General features: G+C 64.6%; 13 protein-coding genes. 3 read left to right on the forward strand and 10 right to left on the reverse strand.

Annotated features, from left to right (window positions below):
* Positions 1–7: 7 nt before the first annotated feature.
* From ACFSJC_RS08025 to ACFSJC_RS08045, 5 genes are all read right to left on the reverse strand, one after another.
* Positions 8–613 (reverse strand): Tll0287-like domain-containing protein, encoded by a 606-nt coding sequence (locus ACFSJC_RS08025; RefSeq protein ID WP_386025501.1) that lies wholly within the window; start codon positions 611–613, stop codon positions 8–10.
* Positions 614–790: 177 nt separating this feature from the next.
* Positions 791–2320, reverse strand: a complete 1530-nt coding sequence (locus tag ACFSJC_RS08030) for a methyl-accepting chemotaxis protein (protein ID WP_386025502.1) — start codon at positions 2318–2320, stop codon at positions 791–793.
* A 268-nt stretch (positions 2321–2588) separates the two neighbouring features.
* Complete coding sequence (gene uvrA, locus ACFSJC_RS08035) at positions 2589–8213, reverse strand: excinuclease ABC subunit UvrA (RefSeq protein WP_386025503.1); 5625 nt, start codon at positions 8211–8213, stop codon at positions 2589–2591.
* Positions 8214–8439: 226 nt separating this feature from the next.
* A complete protein-coding gene (locus ACFSJC_RS08040) occupies positions 8440–8964 on the reverse strand; it encodes a Spy/CpxP family protein refolding chaperone (protein ID WP_386025504.1) in 525 nt (174 codons plus the stop codon).
* A gap of 169 nt (positions 8965–9133) precedes the next feature.
* On the reverse strand, positions 9134–10750 hold the full coding sequence (locus ACFSJC_RS08045) for an RNA-binding domain-containing protein (RefSeq protein WP_386025505.1): 1617 nt from the start codon (positions 10748–10750) through the stop codon (positions 9134–9136).
* A gap of 188 nt (positions 10751–10938) precedes the next feature.
* Here ACFSJC_RS08045 and ACFSJC_RS08050 point away from each other — a divergent pair, with 188 nt between their 5' ends.
* Genes ACFSJC_RS08050 through ACFSJC_RS08060 form a run of 3 tightly spaced genes read left to right on the forward strand, consistent with a single transcriptional unit; the run spans position 10939 to position 12522 of the window.
* The gene (locus ACFSJC_RS08050) at positions 10939–11403 is read left to right on the forward strand and encodes a PH domain-containing protein (protein ID WP_386025506.1); all 465 of its coding nucleotides are present in this window, start codon (positions 10939–10941) and stop codon (positions 11401–11403) included.
* A gap of 17 nt (positions 11404–11420) precedes the next feature.
* Positions 11421–11720, forward strand: a complete 300-nt coding sequence (locus tag ACFSJC_RS08055) for a hypothetical protein (RefSeq protein ID WP_386025507.1) — start codon at positions 11421–11423, stop codon at positions 11718–11720.
* Positions 11721–11754: 34 nt separating this feature from the next.
* Positions 11755–12522 (forward strand): M48 family metallopeptidase, encoded by a 768-nt coding sequence (locus ACFSJC_RS08060; protein ID WP_386025508.1) that lies wholly within the window; start codon positions 11755–11757, stop codon positions 12520–12522.
* A 48-nt stretch (positions 12523–12570) separates the two neighbouring features.
* Here ACFSJC_RS08060 and ACFSJC_RS08065 read toward each other — a convergent pair whose 3' ends face one another.
* From ACFSJC_RS08065 to ACFSJC_RS08085, 5 genes are read right to left on the reverse strand one after another with little or no spacing between them, the layout of a single operon-like run.
* Entirely contained in the window at positions 12571–14100 is a 1530-nt protein-coding gene (locus tag ACFSJC_RS08065; RefSeq protein ID WP_386025510.1) for a glucosyltransferase domain-containing protein, read from the reverse strand.
* Positions 14087–15154 (reverse strand): lysylphosphatidylglycerol synthase transmembrane domain-containing protein, encoded by a 1068-nt coding sequence (locus ACFSJC_RS08070; protein ID WP_386025511.1) that lies wholly within the window; start codon positions 15152–15154, stop codon positions 14087–14089. The genes ACFSJC_RS08065 and ACFSJC_RS08070 overlap by 14 nt, the downstream gene beginning before the upstream one ends.
* Positions 15151–15891 carry an SDR family oxidoreductase gene (locus tag ACFSJC_RS08075; RefSeq protein ID WP_386025513.1) on the reverse strand — a complete coding sequence of 247 codons (741 nt, stop codon included), beginning with the start codon at positions 15889–15891 and terminating at the stop codon, positions 15151–15153. Before ACFSJC_RS08075 ends, ACFSJC_RS08070 begins: the two co-directional genes overlap by 4 nt.
* On the reverse strand, positions 15888–17207 hold the full coding sequence (locus ACFSJC_RS08080; protein WP_386025515.1) for an FAD-binding protein: 1320 nt from the start codon (positions 17205–17207) through the stop codon (positions 15888–15890). The genes ACFSJC_RS08075 and ACFSJC_RS08080 overlap by 4 nt, the downstream gene beginning before the upstream one ends.
* Positions 17204–18649: a UbiA family prenyltransferase gene (locus tag ACFSJC_RS08085; RefSeq protein ID WP_386025517.1), complete on the reverse strand. Its 1446-nt coding sequence runs from the start codon at positions 18647–18649 to the stop codon at positions 17204–17206. The genes ACFSJC_RS08080 and ACFSJC_RS08085 overlap by 4 nt, the downstream gene beginning before the upstream one ends.
* Positions 18650–18785: the final 136 nt, after the last annotated feature.

Genomic DNA, 18785 nt, shown 5'->3' on the forward strand with positions numbered 1-18785 from the left:
TGTGGACTCACTCGAGATGCAGGTTGGATAGGGCTAGGTTGATGAGCGGCTTTGATAGCGTGAAGGCGCCGCGAATGTCACCCACGGCGTAGCCGCGTGCCTGATCCTCAGGATAGTGCTTGTCTAGGGCGGCCGTCACCTCGGGCGAGAGGCTGCTGCCGTGACAGGCCAGGCAGACCTCCTGGGTCGGGATCGCCTTCATGAATCGGAAGCGCTGGCCCTGTTCGGTGTCGACGACCTCTGAATAGGCCATGGTCGCGACCGATTCGCCAGCCGTCTTGCGCTCCTCGAAGGCCGTGAGCACCGAGCGCTCCCAGTCGTCGGGTGTATTTTGGGTGTTGCGCACCTTGAGGCTGGTACGGCCGACTTCCCAGCCGCTGCTGCGGGCGAGGCTGGAGGCGATGGCGGGTGCGCGCTCTTTGCAGACACTGATGGCCTTGATCGGTCCCCCTTGTTTCATGGCCGCCTGCAGTTCGCCCTGGAGCCGGGTGGCGAACTGCTTCACGATGCCCTTGGCCTCGGCGCTGTTGGGATCCATGGCCGGGTCGGCGGCAAGCAGGGTTCCGCTGGTCGTCAGCAGGGCGAGCGCGAGCGCGTGGCTGGTCATTCTCATCGGGTGTGCTCCTCGTTATCGGTGTGAGTGTGATGCGTTCCCTCGCCACAACGGATCGGGTCACGCGCCTTCAGTGTGACGGCTGAACGGTTCTCTGCCTTTGATGGATCGCATCCGGGAAGTTTCCAGGTGAGACCCGAGTGGCTCGGCGTCTCCGGAATGCGGTCGCATATCCTGTCAATGGCGGTAGGTCGTCGCCAGTCGATCGAGCGTCTTGGACACCTTCTGCAGCGTCGAGGCCGAGGAGAGGTTGGTTTTCGACTTTTCGATCACGTTGGCGTTGTGGAGGGCGATGTTGCGGATGCTGCTGTCGAGGCTCTCGACCGCCTGGTTTTGTCGATCCACTGCCTGGGCGACCTGGTCGTTCATGATGCTGATCTGGGAGACGGACTCCAGGATCTCGTTCAGCGCGAGACCTGCCTGGAGAATCTCCGTTGAGGTCGCCGTGCTTTTCTGGTGTCCGTAGTCCGTCTTGGCGAAGGAGCGCTCGATGCCTGCCTGGATCTTTTGGATCATGTCCTGGACCTCCTTGGTGGAGTCCTGGGTGCGCTGCGCCAGGACCCTGACCTCCTCTGCGACCACGGTGAACCCCCGCCCGTGCTCGCCAGCACGCGCCGACTCGATTGCGGCATTGAGCGCGAGCAGATTGATCTGCTCGGAGATGCCTCTGATCACGTCTACGACCAGGCCGATGCTCTCGGCGTTGCTTTTCAGTAGTCGGATCGCGCCGGATGCCTCCACCATGATCTGCTGTAGCTCGGCGGTGGAGCGCACGGCGCGGTTGAATCTGTCCTGTCCTTCGAAGGCGCGGAGGTTGGCGGCATCGGCGGCATCCGCCGCCGATCGGGTGTTGGCGGCGACCTCCTCGATGCGCTTGAACATGTCGCCGATAGCGCTCGCGGCCTGCTTGGTTTGGGCGTGCTGCGCCGAGATGTCCTCCTCTGCCGTTCGGGCGATGTGCCCGAGTTGCTGGGATACTGCGCGGATCTCGTCGGCGGCATTCGAGACGCTTCGAGTGAGGATGGCGAATTTGCGCAGGGTGTCGTTGAAGGCGCTGAGCACGGGTGATTTGTCGTCGTTGGCGATCTGAAGGGTCAGATCCTTTTTGTCGTCCAGGGCCGAGATCGCGCCCACCAGTCGGTCGGCGACCTGTTCGTCTCGGCGCATCAGGAGCGCGTAGGCGATCAGCACCAGGCTCTCGGCGGCGATGAAGGTGAGATGCAGTGCGGTGAGGCCCCAGGAGCATCCGTCACTGAAGATCATGATCGGCATGCCGCTGATCGTCGCTCCGCTCAGCTGCAAGGCGGTGAACCCGAGATGGTGTACGGTGATGAGGCTGCCTGCGACCAGGATGTACACCCAGTTGCGATAGATGAGGAGAACCGCCAGGGCACAGAAGATGTGGAAGTGCATCTCGATCCGTCCCAGCTCGGACTGGATCATGATGGCCGAGAAGGCCATGAGCATGATGGCCGAGATCAGCCCGAACGATGGCGTGCCGCGCAGCAACAGATAGGCGGCGACGGTCAGGGTGCCGACCATGAGCGAGGCGGAGAGCGCGAAATCGTTCGTGCCATAGCCGATGGGTGCCAGAAAGATGGTGACCGGCAGATGGGCGAGCAGGATCAGCAGAAGGATTTTGTCGTAACGCCGTGTCTTCGCATTCTTGGCGGGCGCTCGATGTCGGAGGGTCGCGGCGGTGTGCATGGAGGTGTTCCTGGTCGTCTCGCACTCGATGGCATCGGTCAGTGTGTTCGGCAGGCCGTCCGCCTGCCGCCGCGATTTTCGCGTCCTTACACCAAACGCCGACTGTTCGGGCTGGATTGTGCCGTCTTGATCAACGAAGAGTCTATAAGCGGATTGTGGATCGGTGTCGCGCGGGCGGAGCCGATTCCGAGGTCCGGGGGCCGTTCCACGTCGGTCGGCCCGATCCGATCGGAGTGCGGCGCCCCCGGCGTCGGCGCTTCAGCGGCGTTCAGCCGTCGAGATGACGTCTCAGCGCCTGTGCGGTCGGTAGAGCATCCGCCGCTGCTATCTCCTCCGGCGTGCCCTGGGCGACGATGCGTCCTCCGGCGTCGCCGCCTTCGGGGCCCATGTCCAGCACCCAGTCGGCCTCGGCGATCAGATCGAGGTTGTGCTCGATCACCAGGACCGAATGACCGGCATCGACCAGACGGTGCAGGACCTCGACCAAGCGTGCCACGTCCGCCATGTGCAGACCCACGGTCGGTTCGTCGAGGACGTAGAGTGTCGGGCGGTTGGTCGTGCCTTCGGGATTCGGGCGCGCCTTGGCAAGCTCGGTGACCAGCTTGATACGCTGGGCCTCGCCCCCCGAGAGGGTCGGGCTCGGCTGACCGAGCGTCAGATAGCCGAGCCCCACGTCCTGGAGCAGCGCCAGCGGATGGCGGATGCCCCGGTGGGCGGCGAACAGCTCGGCCGCGCGTTCGATCTCCAGATCCAGGACCTGGCCGATGTCGAGCCCCTGGTAGCGCACCTCGCGCGTCTCGCGGTCGAAGCGGCTGCCGCCGCAGAGGTCGCAGGTCATGCGGACATCCGGCAGGAAGCTCATTTCCAGCTTCTGGACGCCCTGGCCCTCGCAGGCCGGGCAGCGTCCGTCCGCCGTGTTGAACGAGAAGCGCGCCGGTCCCCAGCCCCGGATGCGGGCCTCTTGGGTGGCGGCGAACAGACGGCGGATGGCGTCCCAGAATCCGACGTAGGTCGCCGGGCAGGAACGCGGCGTCTTGCCGATCGGGGTCTGATCGACCTCCAGGACACGGGTCAGCCGCTGCCAGCCGGAAATGCCCCGGCAGCCGATCAGCTCGGCCTTGCGGGCGCGACCCTTGGCCGTTCGTTGATTGCTCAGAAGATGGGTCAGGGTGCCGACGAGCACCTCGCGCACCAGCGTCGATTTCCCCGAGCCCGAGACCCCGGTTACGCACACCAGACGTCCGAGCGGCAGACGGGCCTCCAGATCCTGCAGATTGTTGCGCTGCGCGCCTTCGATGGTCAGCCAGTCGGTCGTTTTGTCCACTGGTCGGTGCGGTCGCGAGCGTCCGTGCGGACGTCCGAGAAAGCGGCCGGTGATGGAGTCCGGGTTGGCGATCAGTTGCTCGGCCGTGCCCTCGGCGATGATGGTGCCGCCTCGGGTTCCGGCGCCCGGTCCCAGATCGATCACGTGCTCGGCGCGGCGGATGGTTTCTTCGTCGTGTTCGACCACCACCAGGGTATTGCCCTTGCCCTCCAGGCGGGCGAGCGTGTCGAGCAGCAGACGATTGTCGCGCGGGTGCAGGCCGATGGTGGGCTCGTCGAGGATGTAGCAGACCCCCTGCAGATTGGAGCCGAGCTGGGCGGCGAGCCGGATGCGCTGGGCCTCGCCGCCCGAGAGCGTGGGCGCGCCGCGATCGAGGCTGAGATAGCCGAGCCCGACCTCGCTTAGGAAGGCCAGTCGGTCGCGGACCTCGGCGATCAGGTCCTGGGCGATGGCCGACTCGCGCGCGTCCAGCTCCAGCCTGCCTAGCTGGTCGGCGGCGGCGTCGATGGTGAGGGCGGACAGCTCGGCGATCGAGCGACCGCGAAAACGGACCGCCAAGGCCTCGGGCTTGAGTCGCGCGCCCGAGCAGGCGGGGCAGGGGCGCGAATCGGCGGTGCCGGAATCCAGCCATTGGCCTTCCTCGCCGCTTTGGTCGGCGTCGAATCCGGCCAGTACCTGGCCGGTGCCGAGACAGGCGGGGCACCAGCCGTGGCGCGAGTTGTAGCTGAAGAGGCGCGGATCCGGCTCGGGGAAGGCCCGTCCGCAGCTGGGGCAGGCGCGCTCGGTCGAGTAGTGGCTCTCGTCGCGCCAGCGGCCCTGCTCGACGCGGACCGCGCGTATCTGGCCCTTGCCCAGATCCAGTGCCTGGTCGAGCAGGTCGCGCAGCCTGGATTCCTGGGCCGGGACGATCTCGAGCTCGCCCAGCGGCAGGTCGATGCTGTGCTCGCGGTAGCGGTCGAGCCTGGGCCAGTCGGCGGTCGGCACCGGCTCGCCGTCGACCCTCAGACATTCCCAGCCCTTGCCGGCGGCCCAGGCGGCGAGCTCTTTGTAGAGCCCTTTGCGTGCGACCACCATGGGCGCCATGAGGGCGATTCGCTGGCCGGCGCGCTCGCGTAGCAAGCGGTCGAGGATGGCCTCACGGGTCATGGGTTCGATCGGGATGTCGCAGGTCGGACACCATTGGACGCCGAGCTTGACGTAGAGCAGGCGCAGATAGTGATGGATCTCGGTGAGCGTGGCGACCGTGCTCTTGGCACCGCCACGGCTGGTGCGCTGTTCGATCGCGACCGTCGGCGGGATGCCGAAGATGGCGTCGACGTCGGCCCGCGCCGCCGGCTGGACGAATTGGCGCGCATAGGCGTTGAGCGATTCCAGATAGCGCCGCTGTCCCTCGTTGAAGAGGATGTCGAAGGCGAGGGTGCTCTTGCCGCTGCCCGAGACGCCGGTGATGACGGTGAGCCGGCCGCGCGGTATGGAGAGCGAGAGGTCCTTGAGGTTGTGCTCGCGCGCGTGACGGATGGAAATGGCATGCGTCTGGGTCTCCGCGACGCCTGGCTCCGTGGCGCGATAGGTTGCGGCACGGGGTTCGGCGACGGCCGGCTCCTGTTGGCGGCGCATGGTTCGCAGCGCGCGCCCGGTATGGCTGGTCGGATGGGCGGTTACGTCGTCGGGCGTCCCGGCGCAGACCAGGCGTCCTCCCTCGTCGCCACCTTCCGGCCCCAGGTCGATCAGCCAGTCGGCGGCCGCGATGACGTCGAGGTTGTGCTCGATGACCAGCAGCGAGTGTCCCTGGTCGATCAGGTGGCGGAAGGCCTGCAATAGCACCGCGATGTCGGCGAAATGCAGACCTGTGGTGGGCTCGTCGAGCAGGAACAGGAGTCCGCCGTCACCTGCCTTGCGCCGGGCCGATTTGGCCAGGTGCCCGGCCAGCTTGAGCCGCTGGGCCTCGCCGCCCGAGAGCGTCGGTACCGGCTGGCCGAGGCGCAGATAGCCGAGTCCGACCGCCTGTAGCGGTTCCAGCACGCGTTGTAGGTCGCGGTCCCCGGCGAAGAAATCGAGCGCCTCGGTGGTGGTCATTTCCAGCACCTCGGCGATGGAGCAGGCGCGGCTGGGGTCGGTCGCGCTCGGCACCTGGACCTCCAGCACGGCGTCGCGATAGCGGCGTCCGTCGCAGTCCGGGCAGCGCAGATAGACGTCGGCTAGGAACTGCATCTCCAGGTGCTCGTAGCCGTTGCCGCCGCAGGTGGGGCAGCGTCCGTCGCCGCTGTTGAAGCTGAAGGTGCCGGCGGTGTAGCCGCGCTCCTTGGCCGCAGGCTGGGCCGCGAAGCGCTTGCGCAGCACCTCGAAGGCGCCGACATAGCTGGCGGGGTTGGAACGTGAGGTGCGCCCGATGCTGGACTGGTCGAGCAGCAGCACGTCGGCGATGGCGGCATCGCCCTCGATATCGTCGTGCTCGCCCGGCGTGCCCTCCGGGTGGGCCTTGGTTTGGCACAGGGCCTTATAGAGCACCTCCTGGACCAGGGTCGACTTGCCCGATCCCGAGACCCCGGTGACCACCACGAGCCGGTCGAGCGGGATGGCGACGTCGATGCCCTTGAGGTTGTTGGCGCGGGCGCCGCGCACCTGCAGCCAGCGGTCGGTGTCCGAGGGCGTGCGTGCCGGCGTCGGCGGGGCGACCTGGCGGCGACCGGCGAGATAGTCGCCGGTCAGCGAATCGGTTGCGGCGAAGATCTCGGCCGGCGCGCCCTGGAAGACGATGCGCCCGCCGTGTTCGCCCGGTCCGGGGCCGATATCGACGATGCGGTCGGCGGCCAGCATGATCTGTGGATCGTGCTCGACCACGACCAGCGAATTGCCCCGGTCGCGCAGACGGAGCAGAACCTGGGTCACCCGGTCCATGTCGCGCGGATGCAGCCCGATGCTGGGTTCGTCGAGCACGAAGAGGCTGTTGACCAGCGAGGTGCCGAGTGCGGTGGTCAGGTTGATGCGCTGCACCTCGCCGCCCGAGAGGGTGCGCGACTGGCGATCGAGCGTCAGATAGCCGAGCCCGACCTCGCACAGATAGCGCAGCCGGGCGCGGATCTCGGTCAGCAGCAGGTCGAGCGCCTGGTCGAGCGGGCCATCGAGGCGCAGCGACTCGAAGAAGTCGCGGCAGCGCGCGATCGGCAGCCGCATGAGGTCGTGGATGGCGAGTCCGGGCAGATCGTTCCAGGTCGACTCCTGCATGTTGGTGCGGGCGTGGCGGAAGCGTTCGTGCGTCGGCAGGATGCGCTCGGTCAGCTCGGTCGAGCCGATGCGCCAATCCAGCGCCTCGTCGCGCAGCCGGGCGCCGTGACAGGTCGGGCAGACGTCGTAGCTGCGATAGCGCGACAGCAGCACTCGCACGTGCATCTTGTAGCTGCGTCCCTCCAGCCAGTCGAAGAAGCGCCGTATGCCGTACCAAACGCCCGCGTCCCAGCTACCCTCGCCCTCGATGACCCAGTCCCTATCGGCATCGCTCAGATCGCGCCAGGCGATCTCGGTGGGAAGGCCGCGCTGACGGGCGAAGCGCATCAGATCCTCTTGGACCTCGGCATAGCTGTCGGACTGGATCGGCTTGATGGCCCCTTCGATCAGCGATTTGGACTGATCCGGGATTACCAGCGACCAGTCGATGCCGATGGTGCGTCCGAATCCGCGACAGGTCTCGCAGGCGCCGAAGGGTGAATTGAAGGAGAAGAGATTGGGTGCCGGGTCGCGGTACTGGATGTCGCAGTCGGGACAGTGCAGATCGGACGAAAAACGCCGGGGTGTCTCCAGTTCCTTGAGGTCGTTCTGCGGATAGACCAACAGCCGACCATGTCCCTTGGTCAGTGCGGTTTCGATCGCCTCGAGTGCGCGACTGAGGTTCTCGGGCGTGAGCCGCAGACGGTCCTGGATCACCTGGATCCGCTCGGGCTCCTCGCGCAGCAGCCGCACGTATCCCTGCTGGGCCAGCATCTCCTTGATCCGCTCGAGTCCGAGCGAGGCGGGAACCTGGACCGGGAAGACGATGAGGACGCGCCGCTCGGCGAATGCCGGATCGGCGCTCAGTGCGTTCCAGACCGATTCGGGCGAGTCCCGTCTCACCTCGTGTCCGCATCCCTCGCAGAAGAGCCGGGCACCGCGCGCGAACAGCAGCTTGAGGTGATCGTTCAGCTCGGTCATGGTCCCCACGGTCGAGCGTGAGGTGCGCACCGGGTTGGTCTGGTCGATGGCGATGGCCGGCGGAATGCCCTCGATACGGTCGGCGGCCGGGCGGTCCATGCGGTCGAGGAACTGGCGGGCATAGGCCGAGAAGGTCTCGACATAGCGGCGCTGACCTTCGGCGTAGAGGGTGTCGAAGGCGAGCGAGGACTTGCCCGAGCCCGAGACCCCGGTGACAACGGTCAGCTGACCGAGCGGCAGGTCGAGATCGAGATTCTTGAGGTTGTTCTGGCGGACGCCCCGAAGGCGGATCGCGTTTGGCTGACTGGAATCGGTGGGGTGGGTGGCGTCGGTGCTGGATGGAGTTGTGTCGTTCAAGTGGTCGCGTCTCTGCTGGTGCTGCATGGACCGTCCTGGTTGCTCCCCAGGGCACGGTAGCCTTGTAGATGGGGGACATGCAGCGAGATTTCCTATCCTGACTCTCAAGACCCTTGCCGCATGGGCCGCAAGGGTTGTCCTCGGTATTTTTACTCGGCCAGCGAGGCGGTGTCATCTGGCTTCGGACGCCCGGTTGCCGGTCCAGCTCCGGGTGTGTGAATCGGGGCGTCCGAAGTTCCTGCAGGGGGCGGTTCTAGCCGCAATCGGGGCGGCTGCCTCGATCGCCCCGATGGGGTGGACGGCGATTGTCACGCAGCTCCGATCGCTGTTCCTCGGTCAGGATCCCCGAGATGCGCTGACGGACCTCGGTCTTGGTCAGATCCGGGTTGTTGGACGCCTCCTCGAAGAGCGCCTTCATCTTGGCGACCTGCTCGTCGGAAAGATCCAGTCGGTCGGTCATACGTTCCAGACGACGATCCATGCGCTCTTTGAGCCTGGAGTCGCGTTTGCTCTTCTGTTCGCTCGTGAGCACGGACTCGATCTGCTCTCGGACCTCAAGGCGTTGCTGTTCACGCTGCACGCGCGCGTTTTCCAGGATCGTGCGGATCTGGGACTGTTGATCGTTGGTCAGGTCGAACTGGTCGGCCATGCGTTCGATGCGCGAGTCGATGTCCATGTCCGGTTTGGCATACGCAGCGCTCGCCCCGATCAGCGCGAAACCGAGCAACATGCCTCCCACAGTAGCGGCGATCTGGGTTTGGAAGCGTGGGTCTTTCATACGGTATTCCTCTCGAACCGAGTGTGTGCGGGCGATTCCGGGGTGGGCCTTGTGGCTCGTGACCGGGATCGACCCGAATGGGTGGAGCGCTCCGGCTCCGACGGTTCTCAGAATAGGGGGCGAGTGTGTATCGAGCGTGCAGTGAATGGTTAAAGAGAGTGGACGCGTGTCAGAAGCGGCTGCGGATGTATTTGAGCGCGCGGCTGAGCGGGAGCTCGATGTTCGATGGGCCGTTGCGGATGATGAAGAGTTCGCGCTTCTTGTCATCGCGCAGGATCGCAGGCGCGTCGGCACGCTCGCATTCCACCGCGCCGATCCGCAGTCCCTCGAAGTCGAGCAGGAAGAACCGCACCGAATGGGCGTACTCGGCGCCCAGATGCTGGTTGAGCAGATTCTTGAAGTGCAGCTGGCACTTGTCCTCGTTCTCGAACTTGTCGGCCTCCAGCCCCAGCACGGTGCCGTCGTCGGCGACGCCGATCAGGAGGATGCCGCCCTCGGTGTTGAGAAAGGCGGCGACGCCCTTGAGCCAGGCCAGCTCGATCTCCTTGCCTGGGGTCTTGTTGTGCAGGTTCATCCGCATGGTGGATTTGAATTCCAGATGCGGACCCTCGCCCGAGGCGATCAGTTCGCGGAGGTCCTGATCGGGATGCCGGCGGTTGATCGTGAGCTTGGGCAGATCGCGCAGTTGGCGGCTGTATCGGCGCACGACCAGCATGGCCAGGCTGAGGCTGGCGGCGAGGATGCCGAGCGCGGTCAGCAGGATGATGTGCCAGCGGTTCTGCAGGATGGTGATGGTGGCCGACACGGGCACGGTGACGCCGATCCAGACGCCTTCCTGGTCGCTGGTGAGCGGACGGAAGCCGCCCCACCAGTCCTCGCCGCCGCTGTGGAAGCGGATCAGATCCTGCGTCGGCTGGCCCGCCTCCTTCCAGGCGGACACGGCATCGAACTGGAGTGGGCCGCCGAGACGCGACAGGGCCGAGAAGAAGCCCTCGCCGTGGCGATCGCTGGAGGATGGGTGCTCGTCTTGAGGCGGTGGCACGAAGACCCCGCCGCTGCCGCTGAAGAGGAAGCCCTGTCCCTCGGGGGCGATGTCGAGACGCTCGATCGCCTGGACGATGGTCTGCAGCGTGACGTCGAAGGCCGTGACCCGCATCTGCTCGCCCTGCTTCCAGGCGATCGAGGCCGTCACGCCCGGTACCTTGAGCGAGGCGAAGACATAGGGCGGACTCCAGACGACCCGGTCCGGATGTTTCAGGGCCTGGTTGAACCAGGGGCGGGTGCGCGGATCTTCGCTGAAGCTCTCGACCTGCCGGTCCTTGCGCAGCAGGTTGGCGTTCCAGTGCGAGAGGTGCGACTGACTCCCATCGCCCTTCTCGCGGACTCGGGTCAGCCAGCCATCGCCATCGCGACGCAGAAAATATTCCTGTCCGTCCGCCGAGGCGTCGACGGTGCCGGCGATCTGCGGAATGTGAGCGAGCGTCGGAACCAGGCGTTCGGTGAGACCTTGCTCGTCGGTCGGTTCGAGGTTGGCGCCGGCCAGGCCGTCGCGCACGATGAGCAGTTGCTGCTGCACCGGCAGCAGCAGGTTGCGGACCTCGTCGCGAACCATGGCGGTTGCGTTGTCGATTCGGGTTCCGGCCAGGTCGTGCTTGATATCGTCGATCAGCAGCACGTTGATCATGACCAGCAGACCGACCGTGAAGGCGACCAGCAGGATGAGGTCGCGCAACAGTCGGGAGCGGATGGGTCCGGGCGAGAGTTGCAGGAGCGATTGGGGTTTCATGGGGGCCGATTATAGCCGGGCCCTGCGTCTTGTCGGTTGCTTTCTCGGGGTCGCGCCTGCTGCTAGTATCCCCAGCCTCAGCGACCGTTCTTCGTCGCCCAACGCTGCCGGTGGACGGCAATCGGCCTTCACGCCATTCCGGTTTCTCAACAGGTTCTCGTTTTTTCATGATTTCAACGGAGAATTCCATGTCCGAGCCCAGCTATGACGCGCACCCCTCGCTCCTACGGACCCGCCCCTTCGCAACCCTGATCACCTTGCTGCTGATGGCGGGAGGACTTCTGGTCGCGGTGTCGGGCGTTCAGTTCATACCGCCGCAGTTCTCCGGCCAGTTCGAGCCGAAGATGGTGCAGGTCGCCGGAATTGCCGTCTTCGCCATCGCGACCCTGAAGTTCCTCGTCTCCTGGGTTTCCACCCGCGCGGACCGTCTGGTCGTCACCGACGAGGAGCTCATCTGGACCCATGGTCTGTTGAGCAAGCAGTACACCGAGATCGGCATGGGGTCGGTGCGCAGCGTGCGAGTGAGTCAGAGCCTCTTTCAGCGGATCGTCAACGCGGGCGACGTCGAGATCTTCACCGCCGGCGACGATCCCGAGCTTGTGGTGCGCGGTTTGCCCGATCCGGGCCGGATCCGCGATCTGGTCAACGGTTGAGCGGCGGGCCAGGGTCCATGGGAAACGACAATCGCGGCGACCTCAAACTGTTTGGGATCCTGCTGCTCGTGGCCGTGCTGCTGCTGGCAGCGCTGATCTTGCTGGTTCTGCCTGCGGCGGCGCCGGCCGTGGCGACGCTCGACGAGGGCATGGGGCTGAAGGCGTCGGTTCCATGGGGCTTCGGCGTCACCGTCGGGCTGTTCGTGCTCTTCGCGCTGGTCGCGGGCGACGGTCTGCTCGGCGAGATCCAGTTCATGCTCGGATCTTTCTTTTCCTTCTTCCTCGTGCTCACCCTGCTGATCGCCTGGGTGTTCTGAGTGCCGGCCGGACGTGAAGCGGTCCAGGAGAACAATGGGGACTGGGCTGCCCGTTTCGGCGGATCTGGTGCTTCCGGACGGGCGACAGATCCAGTATCGGATCCGAAGCTCGGTCCGCTCGGTTTCGCTACGGCTTCGCCTGAGCGCCCGCGACGGTCTTGTGGTGACGGTTCCGGCGGATCTCACCCTGGCCGATGTTTCCGAGATGGTTTCGGCCAAGGCGGCCTGGGTCGCCCGTCACCTGCCCGAATACGAGCGCATGCGCGAGCGGATCGGCACGGGACGGTCCGAGCGCCCGGCCGGGCTTGAACTGAGGGCGCTGCACGAGACCTGGCGTATCGAATATGGTCCGGGCGTTCGACGCGGCGTTCTGGTGGACGTCGTCGAGCCTGGACTGCTGCGCCTGTCCGGCGCGGTCGAGGACGTTTCAACCTGTCAGGAGGTGTTGCGTCGTTGGCTGATGCGGTACGCCCGCACCGCCTTCGAGCCCTGGTTGACCCGTTTGTCGCGCGAAACGGGATTGGGATTCACCGGGGTCTCGGTGCGCAATCAGCGCGCCCGCTGGGGGAGCTGCAGCTCGCGCGGCCAGATCAGCCTCAACTGCAAGCTGGTCTTCCTGCCGCCAGATCAGGTGCGCTACGTGATGCTCCACGAACTCTGTCACACGCGCGAGCCCAACCATTCGAGCCGTTTCTGGAACCTGCTGCGGCGTTTCGAGCCAGGCTCCGACGCGCTACACGCCAAGATGCGGGATGCCTGGCCACTGATTCCGGCCTGGGTCGAGCGAGGGGATGCGCGGTAAGACGGTCTCCAGGGATTTTTGTCCCTCCCTGTTGCGCCCCCGGTTCCACTACTTGTCTGAGATTTTGATCAAAACGACGCCATCGACGACCTTGATGGATCCTTCCAAAGGCCATTCCGGCATCGTCGAGTAGTGGGGCGCCATCCGGGCGCGCGTTTTATTATCGGGTTCCACGTAGCGATGGTATCCGATGAGATTCATATAGCTGGTCATGCGATGAGGATTTCCTCCATCCCACTCGAAGAACGAGGCGCCCGCCGTGGTTGTCGGTAATGCGGGATAGACGCTTTCGAATTTTTTGGCGCCGCTGAAATCGATGGTTATCGGTCCTCGCTTTGGGAGGTTAGGGGTGCGAAGTATGTCCGTATTGATGGCGGATGCGAATAGCATGTCGTGTTTTTGTGCGAGGGCGGATCGCGCCTGATGGATCGATTGGATGTAGAGTCCTTCCAGTGCAATCAATAGGGCGGCCGCTAAGGCCGCTTTTCGAATGCGGCCCGAATCTGTCGAGTGATAGAAGAGGATTAGCAGAACCAATAGGGCGAAAGGCGCCCCGAGTAGGGTGCGGAGTGGAAGTTCATGGCCGGATAGCAAGCAAAATGCTGCGGGTGAGGCTAGAATGAATAGAAGCCCTAGAGAAACCCATACGCGTGTTCGCCAGGAGTCTCTGGCGGCATGCAGTGCGATCGCCGCTCCTGTTACGATCGCTGTGGGTATTGCGTAGGCGGCGGTGCCGAACGGTTTCCACCAAGCGAAGTAAACGTTCCATAGGTTTTGCATCATGCCTGATAGGGCATTTTGAGGGACAGAAAATAAAGTGTTTATATTGACGAAGCTGCTGCCGTATGACGATGGAGGCATGCCGTATATTTTCATTGCGAGCGCGGCAATCGCGAGGTAGAAAACGCATCCCAACAGAAAAGCGCTTGTGGCCGCGATGACGTGTCTGGTTTTTCCCGTTGCAGGACTGAGTGTGGGGGGCAGTCTGTCCTGGAGGAAGCGTCCGATTATGACGATTGGATATATCAGTACCGAGCTTTGATAGGCGCCTGCTGCGATGGAAATGAGAGCGGCCGGCGCGATAATGTGCAAAATGCTTTTACTGAATGGCTTGTCGATGGGGCGTGACGCCAACAGGGCTGAGGCCGAAATGGCTACTGTCGCCACGCCCAATGGGATAACGTTTCCGTTGAATTCTAACTGGGCTGGCCAGATGGGGAAGAGGATGAATGCGGCGAATGCCGAGTAATGGAAGAGCGTTGGTCTGAAAATTCCTAGGGCTCGCAGGATGTATAAATAACCGAGTGCGATGCAGAGTCCGAATAAGATGTAAGGTCCGAATGGCGTGATGATCTGCGGCCAAAAGCTTTCCCTTATCAGCGGGAACAGCCAGCGGCCTAAGTCGACAAAGCCCGATGCTGATCGGTATGCCAGTATCTCGTCATCGATTGATACGTTGAAGTTCGTGATTTCGTATGCGTATAAAACGAAGAATATCAGGAATAAATAGCTGAGTATTCTCAGGTCGTCTTGAGTAAGGTTTAGCGCCTTCCGGTTTGCTGTTTCAATCTGTTCCATGGTGTTCGGTGCCGGATGTTTTTGTGTTATTGGACTGTTGTCGTGTCCTGTCTTTGCTGTTCCCGGTCTGTTCGCTGCGACTGTCGCGAAGTTGTATCGATAGCATCAAGAAGCCCAGGAAAACAGCGAACCAGAGGGTCGCCACCCTGATCACCAGGGTTGCCGCAACGGCATCCGAGTTATCCATTCCTTGCCAAAGCAGCAGTCCGATCATGACGCCCTCCGCGCCGCCCAGTCCGCCGGGCATGAAGCTTAACGCTCCAGCCAGCATCGACAGGGCATAGACGAAGACCGCGAATGCGAGCGAGACGTCCATTCCCATCCACCGCAGGATCAGGAAAAAGGCCACGGCTTCGGATGCCCAGGCGATGAGGCTCAACAGCATTGCGCCGGCCAGTAGTCTTGGCTGATGACAGCGACGCGCCTGATGTGCGACCTGGAAGAGGTGGCGCAGCAGGTTGGTGAGCTTGGAGTCCCCGCTCAATCCCGCTTCCAATCGGTGCACGAATGCCTGGTTCGACAGGGTCAGCAACCCTAGCGCCACGCTGGCCGTGCCGAGTCCGATGATGGGCCAGGCGTCCGGATAGAGCGTCAATCCGAACAGGGTGAGCAGCAGGACTGCAAGCAGATCCGAGAGGCGCTCGCTGAAGAAGGCGGCGAAGCTGTGAGGGTAGGGTACGCTCCAGCGCTTGAGGAGCAGGCCGCGCAGTGTCTCGCCGGCCTTTCCGGGCGTGGTGGTCAGGGCGAAGCCGCTCAGGTAGATGCGTAGACTGGGGCTCCAGGGTACCGCATGCCCCATCCTGTCGAGATAGGCCTGCCAGCGCAGGAATCGCAGGCCGTAGTTCAGCAGCGACAGCGACAGGGCGATGAGTAGGCCGATGAAGCCGATCTGGCCCGCTGCCGCCGTCACTTCATGCCAGCCGCCCCAGAGCGAGACGCCCAGATAGCCCAGCGCCGAGAGCACGACCGAATAGATGACCGCCCGATAGCGCCAGCCGGACAGGAATGGCGCGCTTGAGGGCGGCGGGGCGGCGCGATCGGTGTCTGGCGTCACAGCGACAGCCGCTTGAAGATGGTGCCAGGAATGGAGCGGATGATCAGCATGATCCAGACCCAGAAGCCGGGCGCGTAGAGCACGTCGCTCCGGCGCTCGATGCCGGTCAGGATGCGTTTGGCGACCACGTCCGGCTGGGCGACCAGCGGCGCGGGCAAGGGGAGTCCCTGGGTCATGGGTGTTGCGACGAAGCCGGGACGGATATCGATCAGATGCGCACCCGCCTTGAACAGCCGCGCTCGCAGACCCTCGCAGAAGGTCGATACCGCCGCCTTGGCGCTGCCGTAGAGATAGTTCGATGGGCGTCCCCGATCACCGGCGACCGAGGTGATTACCGCGAGCGTTCCGCTGCGCTGTCGTTCCAGCTGGTTGGCCAGGAGCGTCAGCAGGGCGATGGTCGCGGTGGCGTTGAGGCTGAATTCCTTCACGGCCAGCGTCGCATCCCGCTCGCAGGCGGCCTGGTCGGGCAGGGTGCCATGGGCGATCAGCACGATGTCGATCGCGCCGAGTGCATCCATGCAGGCCGCGAGCATGGCTGGATGGGCGTCGATCCGGGTCACATCCAGCGCATGCGTGTGGCTGGCGCCCGCGCCTCGGGCAGTCAGGTCGGCGGCGGTCTGCGTCAGCCTGTCTGGATTGCGCGCGACGAGAAAGAAGGACGCGCCCTGGGTGGCCCAGGCGCGCGCGCAGGCGGTCGCGATGGCCGAGGTGGCGCCGATGATGAGGATACGTTTCATGTGGTCACTCGTGTCCAGAAGCGGGAGTTGAGCGCTGGATCGCGCAGTGCTTCGAGTCGTTCCCAGGCTGGATAGCTGCGGCGGAAGTCCTCGCCGCGCATGTGCGCATCCTTGGCCGGATAGAGTCGCCCCCCGGCCTCGCGCACGATGGCGTCGAGCTGCGGGAACAGGCGGCTGTCGAGCCGTTTGGACTGAGGGAAGTCCAACGCCAGCGTGGTGCCCGGCGCCGGGAAGGACAGCAATCCAGGCGATGTCATCGTGCCGCAGCGCTTGAGCACGGCGAGAAAGGAGCCGGTTCCCGAGGCGGCGATCGCGCTGAGCAGTGCATGGATGGCCGGCTGCGCCTGGCCATGGGGGATCAGGCACTGGTACTGCTGGAATCCCTTGGGTCCGTAAAGACGATTCCACTGATGAATGCCATCGAGCGGGTAGAAGAAGGGTGCATAACCGAGACGCTGATTTCGGCGGGTGCGCGGATGCTTGCGCCAGTAGACCTCGTTGAAGGCGCGCAGCGACAGTCCGTTGATCAGCGAGATGGGCGGTGTCAGCGGGATCGCGAGGCGGGCGGGGCCGGCGGCATCGAGTGTACCCTCGTTGGCGAAATCGCCCGCCATATAGACGCCGCGTCCGGTGGTTCGCCCGGAGGCGGCGCAGTCGATCCAAGCCACGCCATACTCATGCTGACGGTCGAGTTCGTCGGAGAGCGTGAAGAATTCGGCCAGGGTCTCGAAACGCTCGACGTGGCCGTCGATCTGGCTGGAGCGGATCGGCAGCAGTTGGATCTCGGCCCATTCGATGAGGCCCGTGAGACCGAGCCCGCCGATGGTGGCCGCGAACAGTTCGGCGTTGTCCTGGGGTGAGCAGGCCAGCCGCCCTTCCCGGGAGCGTAGCAGGCCGAAGCGTCGGACGTGACGTCCGAAGGTGCCGCGCACATGATGGTTCTTGCCGTGGACGTCGTTGGCGATCGCTCCGCCGAGCGTGATGAGTTGGGTGCCGGGCGTGACGGACAGGAACCAGCCGCGCGGGATGGCGAGCGCCAGGATCTCTTGGAGGGTGACGCCGGCCTCGGCGGTTAGGACGCCCGTTGTCCAGTCCGCCTGGATGAATCGATCGAGGTGGCGCAGATGCACGACCCGGTCGCTGGCGGCCAGGCAGCTGTCGCCGTAGCTGCGGCCGTTGCCGAAGGGCAGCGTCGAGCCATGCCCGCGAAAGAGCGCATTCAGCGTCTCGGGAAGCGCGTCGCGCCAATGACAGGGATGGGACGTTTGGGGGAACGGCGGATGCCGCCCCCAAGACAGCAGTTGCGGTGCGCTCATGTCGCGATCCAGAAGATGAGCCCGAAGAGCGCGCCGATGACCAGGCTCGTCCGATCGCGGATGGCGAACACGACCGGGTCGTCGTGCATCTGTCCGCGATGGGTGAGCATCCACACCCGCGTGATCCAGAGCAGCAGGAGCGGGCAGGCGAGCCAGATGACCTCGGGGTGGTGGTAGAGCGCGGTGGCGCTCAGATCGTTGATATAGAGCGCCAGCACCATGACGGCGACATAGCCGGAGGAGCCGCCGAGCGAGGCGAGCATCTCCAGGTCGCTCGGATAATAGCCGCGTCCTCGGGTTTTATCGGTGTGGCCCTTCTCGCGTGCCTGACGCAGCTCGGCATAGCGTTTGACGATCGCCAGGCTCAGGAACATGAACATCGAGAATGCCAGCACCCAAAAGGACAAGGGGATCGCGAGCGCGGCGCTGCCGGCGATGATGCGCAATGTATAGAGCGAGGCCAGGGCGATGACGTCGATCACCATCCGGCGTTTGAGCGCCAGCGAGTAGGCCAGGGTGAGCGCATAGTAGGCCGCCAGCACGGCGGCGAACGCCCAGGGCAGGAACCACAGCGCGCCCGCGAAGGCGGCCAGCAGCAGTGTTGGAATGGCGATCAGCCCCGAGCGGATCGAGAGGCGTCCGGCGGCGAAGGGGCGGTGGCGCTTGGTGGCATGATGCCGGTCGTCGCCCAGGTCCAGCAGGTCATTGAGCAGATAGACGCTGGAGGCGCATAGCCCGAAGAGCAGGAAGGCCAGGAGCCCTTGGCCGACCAGTGCGACCTCGGTCAGTCGGTGCGCGGCGAGCAGCGGCACGAAGATCAGCAGATTCTTCGCCCATTGATGGAGCCGCAGTGCCTTCGCCCAGTCGCGCAGTGACGACCGGTTGGAGCGAATGATGGCCGCGAGATTGTCGAGCTGGCGCGCGAGCCGCTCGAGCCTGTGCTCGGGGTTTACGACATAGGACCGCCGTGCCGCCCTCCAGACCGGCAGATCCTCATGGGCGTTGCCGGCATAGTCGAATCCGCCTTCGCCGAAGCGCTGGACGAGCACGTCTTCCTTGCGCTCTGCGGAGAGGTTGCGATCGGCATCGCTGGCGATGATCTCGTCGAACAGTTGCAGGTGCTCGGCGACGCGCTCGGCCAGTGTGCGATGGCTGGTGGTGGCGAGTACGATACGACGCCCCTTGCGGCGTTCGGCCTCGATAAGTTCGATGATTTCCAGATCGAACGGCAGGCGACTGACATCGAGATGCGTCGCCTGGGCCAACGCCTGTTCGAGTTTGGCCTGGTCGTGGGTAAGCCAAAGCAGGACGCACGGGAGTCGGGCGGGATGCGCGCGGACGAACGCCAGTCCGGTTTCCAGCAGCAGATCGGAGCACAGGAGTGTGCCGTCGAGGTCGATGACCAGCGGTGGTTCTGGGTGGATGTCGGGTGCCGAATGCATCGATGCTTACCTGCTTCCCTTCGATGACGCGCGCCTTCACGGGCGATTGGGTATGACGGCCGCACTGTGCCAAGCGAGCGCAAAGTGGCGGCGACTTTAGCACTCGGCCGTCAGGTCTTCCAGCACGCGCGCTCGC

Origin of the sequence: Thiorhodococcus fuscus (assembly GCF_042682685.1) — a bacterium.
GTDB classification, from domain to species: domain Bacteria; phylum Pseudomonadota; class Gammaproteobacteria; order Chromatiales; family Chromatiaceae; genus Imhoffiella; species Imhoffiella fuscus.

Excerpts from the sequence above, each read along its gene's own strand:
- ACFSJC_RS08025 (WP_386025501.1), bottom strand. The coding sequence starts at position 613 with ATGAGAATGACCAGCCACGCGCTCGCGCTCGCCCTGCTGACGACCAGC.
- ACFSJC_RS08030 (WP_386025502.1), bottom strand. The coding sequence starts at position 2,320 with ATGCACACCGCCGCGACCCTCCGACATCGAGCGCCCGCCAAGAATGCG.
- uvrA (WP_386025503.1), bottom strand. The coding sequence starts at position 8,213 with ATGCAGCACCAGCAGAGACGCGACCACTTGAACGACACAACTCCATCC.
- ACFSJC_RS08040 (WP_386025504.1), bottom strand. The coding sequence starts at position 8,964 with ATGAAAGACCCACGCTTCCAAACCCAGATCGCCGCTACTGTGGGAGGC.
- ACFSJC_RS08045 (WP_386025505.1), bottom strand. The coding sequence starts at position 10,750 with ATGAAACCCCAATCGCTCCTGCAACTCTCGCCCGGACCCATCCGCTCC.
- ACFSJC_RS08050 (WP_386025506.1), top strand. The coding sequence starts at position 10,939 with ATGTCCGAGCCCAGCTATGACGCGCACCCCTCGCTCCTACGGACCCGC.
- ACFSJC_RS08055 (WP_386025507.1), top strand. The coding sequence starts at position 11,421 with ATGGGAAACGACAATCGCGGCGACCTCAAACTGTTTGGGATCCTGCTG.
- ACFSJC_RS08060 (WP_386025508.1), top strand. The coding sequence starts at position 11,755 with ATGGGGACTGGGCTGCCCGTTTCGGCGGATCTGGTGCTTCCGGACGGG.
- ACFSJC_RS08065 (WP_386025510.1), bottom strand. The coding sequence starts at position 14,100 with ATGGAACAGATTGAAACAGCAAACCGGAAGGCGCTAAACCTTACTCAA.
- ACFSJC_RS08075 (WP_386025513.1), bottom strand. The coding sequence starts at position 15,891 with ATGAAACGTATCCTCATCATCGGCGCCACCTCGGCCATCGCGACCGCC.
- ACFSJC_RS08080 (WP_386025515.1), bottom strand. The coding sequence starts at position 17,207 with ATGAGCGCACCGCAACTGCTGTCTTGGGGGCGGCATCCGCCGTTCCCC.
- ACFSJC_RS08085 (WP_386025517.1), bottom strand. The coding sequence starts at position 18,649 with ATGCATTCGGCACCCGACATCCACCCAGAACCACCGCTGGTCATCGAC.